We start from the raw sequence: 5,888 nt of genomic DNA on the forward strand, positions 1-5,888 counted from the left end.
CTACCTGACCCCGCTGGAGATCCGGCAGCGGCACGAGCAAGGACACGCCCTCGCGGCGTAAGCATCGAGTGTCCAACGTCACGGGGAAAGTCCACTCGCCGGCTTCCCACTCGGATCGCAGTCTTCCTTCGGGTCGACTGAGGATCGCAACATCCTGGCCGCGGTGATGACCTCACCCACGGCCCAGGATGGCGATCGCCCCCGGGGCTGCCGAGGATCGCAACTGGACGCAGCTCCTCGCCCGACTGTCCGGCCCCAAGGGTGGCGGTCGCCCTGCGGGGCGATCGAGGATTGCAACGACTCCGTCACCGCCGAGAGCAAGTCGGGCATCCTGCTGGCGGTTGCCTCCGGGGTGACCGCGGGTAGCTGGGACCGGAGCATCGAGCTGCCCAACCTGGGCGGCAGCCTGGCGGTCGGCCTTTGGGCAGGGGCGGCCTTCGCGTGAGTGAGATGTCGGGGCCTCTCACCGGGCCGGCACTTCGTCAGAGTCGATGCGATGTGCATCATGGTCTGATGGAGAACGAAGATGATCTTTCTGTTGTGATGATCTCAGTCGATCGGGGTTCCGACACCTTCGTACTGGTTCGATCTGATGGAAAGGAGGCGCGTTTGCCGCTGCGTAGCCCCCTATTCGAACCTACAAGTCTGCTGAGGCGGGTCTCCTATCCGCCGAGCTTTGAAGGCTTGGTTGTGGAGACACTCAAGGGCGACAGTATCGTGTTCGAACTTCCCTGTTTTGACCGCAGCGACCAGCTGGCCGGTCGGCTGGTCATCTATCTGGATCAGAACAAATGGCGCCTTGTGAGTGACGCGATGAGTGGGCAGCAGAGCGGTACATCTGATGACCGAGCCGCGGCTCTTCGACTTGTGCAGTGGTCGGCAGAACGAAAGATCATCCTTCCTGCTTCATCGGGTCACTATTACGAGACGACCAAATGGTCGAATGCGGAGGGGCGCTACCGACTTGGCTTGTCCATACTACAGTTCAGCAGAGGGTGGCAGCTGCGAGACCCCCTGCAGGTGTGGAGGGACGAACTCCGTCTGATGTTCCGTGCTGAGATCGGACAATCCGAGATCGTGGCGCCGGTCGTCACGCTGGAGCCGAATACACTCCATTCCGCCTCGAGAGGCGTTGTCGCGCCTCCGGCTCCGGCAGACTTTCCACCTCAGGCAGCATTCCAACACGAGGCGCTGGTTTCCGCCTTGAGTCTGATCGATACGATGCTAGACTCTGAAGGAGGGGAACGTGGTCCTGAGGTCGGTTGGACAGAGGCGAACCAGAAGTTCAGTGACTGGCTGGACGCTCACGGCGGCGATGCTCAGCAGAAGCGCAAGGCGATCGACGCATGGCTTATCGGTGACCTGCAGAACAAGGTGGCGGAGGAATCCTTTGCCACAGGGATGACGCCGGAGCAACTGAAGGCATGGGGCACGGGCTCTCAGCTCGTTCAAAAAATGAGCTCGCTTCCGGCCTTGGGCCTCTTCCGAGAGATGCTCCATGAGCGCCACCTCAACCGTGGCACTACATGGAAACCCAACGATGTGATCGACATGGTCTATCTCTCCTGTGCCGCAGGCTACTCGGACTTCGTCGTATGCGAGCGGCAGATGCGTGAACCGCTGGCGCGTGGGGCCAAGCGGCTTGAGCGAAGCGCCCAGGTCTTCCGAAGTCTGACCGAAGCGGTATCGGCCATTGAAGTAGCACTTGAGGCGCGTGCGAGGGATGAGAGTGGCAGCGCGGTGTGAGGTGATTGGCCGCCGTCCCGCATTGGATTCCACTGACAACTACTTGAACCGGTAGCCCTATCGAGGCTCCTCGGCCTCTCCTGCGTTGGGGCGTGGGCGAGGCCATCGGTGAGGTGTGGGCATTACGTCCGCACCCCACACGGAGACCCCGCTGTCGGTGAGCGATGCCTTCTGCGCTCCTTTTCACGGCCGGATCCGCTACCTGTCGTGCTCGTTGTGCCTGGTCAAGCAGAGATCCTGCCCAATGATGAACAGGTGCTTACGGACGGCGGTACGTCTTTGCGTCTGGTTGTGCAGGACCTCCCTCGTCCTCGATGGGGAACTGGTGGCCGTGCAGCCGGTAGACCATTTCGTCTGGCGCAGCCAGCATCCGTGCCTGCCGCCAGGCTGCATCGAATGACAATTGGCTGCCCGCTTCGCGTTGCAGGCGAAGTGCACGCCAGGAAGAGACAGGGTCCAGGACGATCCGCCACAGCGTGGGGCTCATTCCTTGCGCCGCCCTTCCGCAGCACGAGAAGCGACGGAGGAGTCGTCCGGCGAGTCATCGCCCTTCAGCTTCTGGAGCGCGTCGCAGAGCGCGAGCATAGCCCGGTTCTGTAGCTCAATGTCGTTGAAGCCTTGGCCAACCTTTTCCCACTGGTCGAGCATGGGCTGCCACCATTCGTCAGCCGCGACCATCCACCGTGCCAGGCGCTGCCATTCGGCAACCTGCTGAGCGCCCGGCCAATCGCCTTGCTTTTCGATCCGGTCCAGCACGAAAAGGTCGGGTTGCTCGTACAGGTTCGTGCGGAGGAACCGCAGCCGCCGTACCCGTGCCTCGTCTGCCTGCTGTTGAGCAAGGTCTTCCCGTGCGTTCTCCGAGAGCGCCAGTTCCACACGGGCAGCCAGGCACCGGTACCCGGTGGCGCGGGTGTGTTCTGGGGCGCCGAGCTCGGCGTTGATGGTGTCCTGCGCGGTGCGCACCTCGACGGCTGGGAAGAGCTGTGCAACCTCGCTGGCCCGCGCTAGGGTCTGGCTGAGTACGAGGTCTTCGAGATTGGGCCGGGTCCGTAACGCGGGGCGCCACTCGATCGTGAACGTGGCCTCGAAGTGGATACCGGGGGTCGCGCAGCGGAGCATCCGTGGCTGGGTGCAGTGGATCGTACGGGCCCGGTGCTGCCAGAACCACCTCACGCCGGGTCCCTGTTGAGCTGAATCACCGTGCGGACGCGCGGGTCTACGAGACGGTCCCAGAAGTCGTTGGCCGCGTTTTTCTCCCCGTCGACTGAGACGTGCTCCAGTGCCTGCATCAGGCTCACGGAAGCCTTGAAGATCTTTTGGCCGCGCAGGACGGGGAGCAACCCGTCGCGGACGCGGGCGTAGGTGTCGGGGTCGGTTGCCGACTGCCTGATCCATGTGGTGAGGCGGTTGATGGCGTCGGGAGCCGTATCGATGTCTCCCAACAGGTCCTGCAGTGCCCGCTTTACGTCTACTTCGGAAGGGACTTCGTCGGACAGCAGCCATGGGGTGGTGCCCGGTACGGACATCAGGGCCAGGAAGGCCGCGGTGCCGGCCCCGCGGGACCGACCTGACTGCTGCCATGTGCGTACTTCGGTGATGAGCCGCGCCATCCCGGCGGGGTGCTGAGCCTGCTCGGCGAAGGCTTTGAGGGCCCCAGACCAGGCTGATTCGTGCCCGCTGTTGGCGGCTCGCCGTAGGCGGACCATGGCCATCCTGGCCTGAGAAGAGGTGACATCTGGGGTGCTCAAGACCTGTCGGCAGGTGGCCACCACGGTGGTCGCGCGTTCCTTGACCGATGCCCAGCCATACAGAACGCTCCATACCTGGCGGCCGACGTGCTCGTCCTGGACGGCCTGGACCAGGAGTGCGCTGAGGAGTTCCTTCTTCACCGGGTAGGTCGGGGATCCGAGTTGGACGAGATGGCCGATGTTTCCGTGCCGCAGGGTCAGAGCGGCGATGGCATCCACGACGTGCTCATTCGCCTCGCTGCCGTCCCCGGACGTGAGCCACTTCAGCAAGGGCTCGCGCATGACCTCGTAGTTGTCCCAGACATAGGTCAGGATGGCCCTGCCGTAGCCGGGTTGGTCGAAGACGACTTCGTCGTGGCTGCCAACTCCGGCGCTGGCATCGACGACACGGCGGCGCAACCCACGGCCGGCGAATGCTGCACTTGCCGTCGAGGCGAAGCCGCTCCCGCCGACGGCGTCGATGCTGATGATTTGCTGCAGGTCCCGGGCGGCCTTGGACACTTCGGGCATCGGAGCGGATTGGCGCACGGCGAGGGCCAGGAGAAGGCAGCGGTCCTCCAGTGGCAGCGACGTGTCCTTGCCTCCATGCACGGAGACCGTCTCCCCGAACAGGATGTCGAGTTTGTCCCGCCAGTCGGACAGGGCGGACGTGATCCGTTCGGCCAGTCCGGCATCGAGCGCGGACCACGATGATGGGACGTCCATGGGGAGCGACGTGTCAGTCAGCCGTTCGTGTTCCCGCCACGCCAACATGATCGAGTCCGCCGTGCGGGCCGCTTCCACGGCGTCGAGATGGTTTAGCGAAGCCTTGGTCTTGTCGACGGAGTGAAGGTATGCAACCAGGCCGGGGGCCTTGCGAGCCCTCAGCCGGGCCTCCACGACACTCTGGGCAGGAGGCGGCTCGTTGAGGTGGACGACGTGAATGCCTGACTGGACCGGGACGTAGTGGTCAGTCCAGAGGTCCTTGGCCACATTCAGGACGAGGTAGGAGCCCAGCTTTTCCAGAAGTCCGGCATGCTCTTCCAGCATGGTGAGGAAATCGGCCGCGATCCGGTCGTGCTCAGGGTCCTTGAGGTCGACCTGGTAGGCGTGGCGCTCCTCGGCGGGAAGCCAGCCCACTTTGGGTGTCTTCCAGTCCGCGTCCAGTTTCACGATGTCGGTCTCCTCGCCCGTGTGCTCGGCGAGGAGGTGCAGGGTCAGGGTGGTCGATCCGTACGACCGCGGGGCGACGATGATCAGTACGTGCTTCCGCGGGTGTAACCCCGCCGGATCCAGAGCATGCTGCCACGTTTCGGCCCATTGGCCTTCGCGGGCGATCGGCTCCTGCTTGATCCGGTGACGAGAAAGCGTGGAGCCTTCGAGGATGCCCGGTTTGCGGGTCTCGTTGATGATCTTGTCGGCGTGGTTGACGAAAAACTCCGGACGGTTCACCGTGATCGGTGCCGGCCCAGTGTCCGGTACGAGGGGCACGACGAACGCTGCCGGGGCGGCCCGGCTGGCGCCAACGGTCTCCGTGCCTTCAGGGGCGCTACTGCTTGGGTCCGGCGGACGCCGAGCCATGCCATCCGCTCCCGTCGACGGAGACTCGAGCTCGTCGGGAGAGCGGCGCGGAAAAGGGGAACGGTCATCGGACATGCGCTCTCTGGTTCCTTTCGATGCGGCTCGGTGCGAGGGCACGGGCACGGTCAGATCCGGCGCCGGTCGATGTGCATCGTTCCGACCGTGTTCATCACGGTGGTGTCGGTCATTTCGCCGGTGAACTGGAAGACGGCACCAGCCGGGCTGTTCGAGCCGGCCGGCGACGTCGGCGCAATTGTTCCGCCCCCGCCTCCGAGGGGCTCCGGGCTGATGAGCGGTGCGAGGGCTTGCGGTGTCATCTGGGGTACGAACAGCCAGCACGGTTCCTCGAATGTCTTGCCGTGCACCCGCGCCGTGGCGCGGAGGAAGTGTTCCTCGTCGAGGTCCGGCGTGCGTCCCGCGCGGACGGTCCGCCGGAACGCCGCCTCTGAGACGACGGCGGCCAGAAAGCCGCCTCGGTGTTCCCGGGCCACGGTGAGGCCCGCGCGCACGACCTGGCTGTCGAGCAGTCGGCACACCTCGTTGATGGCATCGCCACGATGGTCGGGCAGGGCGAGCGGGCCGACGTGCACAGCGGCACGCAGTCGGATCGCTGGTGCGTTGGCGAGCCGTTCACGGTCGTACCGGACGAGCGCTGTGTGCAGGTGTTCCAGCAGCGGGTCGACCAGCCATGCGATGTCCTTGGCCGGCATGACGAAGATGGCTCCATCTCCGGTGTCCTTGGACTTTCCCCGTGACGTTGGACACTCGATGCTTACGCCGCGAGGGCGTGTCCTTGCTCGTGCCGCTGCCGGATCTCCAGCGGGGTCAGGTAGC

The 5,888-nt window shown here is 64.6% G+C and carries 4 protein-coding genes; 1 reads left to right on the forward strand and 3 read right to left on the reverse strand.

Features of this window, described 5'->3' with window-relative positions:
• Nucleotides 1-513: 513 nt before the first annotated feature.
• A complete protein-coding gene (locus tag AB0I73_RS39955; RefSeq protein WP_363045301.1) occupies nucleotides 514-1,746 on the forward strand; it encodes a hypothetical protein in 1,233 nt (410 codons plus the stop codon).
• Between the two features lie 483 nt (nucleotides 1,747-2,229).
• Here the strand turns inward: AB0I73_RS39955 and AB0I73_RS39960 are convergent, their stop codons facing one another.
• The 3 genes from AB0I73_RS39960 to AB0I73_RS39970 all read right to left on the reverse strand — a co-directional run bounded on the left by AB0I73_RS39960 (nucleotide 2,230) and on the right by AB0I73_RS39970 (nucleotide 5,764).
• Entirely contained in the window at nucleotides 2,230-2,865 is a 636-nt protein-coding gene (locus tag AB0I73_RS39960; protein ID WP_363045302.1) for a hypothetical protein, read from the reverse strand.
• Nucleotides 2,866-2,915: 50 nt separating this feature from the next.
• On the reverse strand, nucleotides 2,916-4,925 hold the full coding sequence (locus AB0I73_RS39965) for a hypothetical protein (RefSeq protein ID WP_363045303.1): 2,010 nt from the start codon (nucleotides 4,923-4,925) through the stop codon (nucleotides 2,916-2,918).
• Between the two features lie 254 nt (nucleotides 4,926-5,179).
• Nucleotides 5,180-5,764 (reverse strand): hypothetical protein, encoded by a 585-nt coding sequence (locus AB0I73_RS39970; RefSeq protein ID WP_363045304.1) that lies wholly within the window; start codon nucleotides 5,762-5,764, stop codon nucleotides 5,180-5,182.
• Nucleotides 5,765-5,888: the final 124 nt, after the last annotated feature.

Source organism: Streptomyces sp. NPDC050388 (assembly GCF_040655635.1).
Taxonomy (GTDB): Bacteria; Actinomycetota; Actinomycetes; order Streptomycetales; family Streptomycetaceae; genus Streptomyces.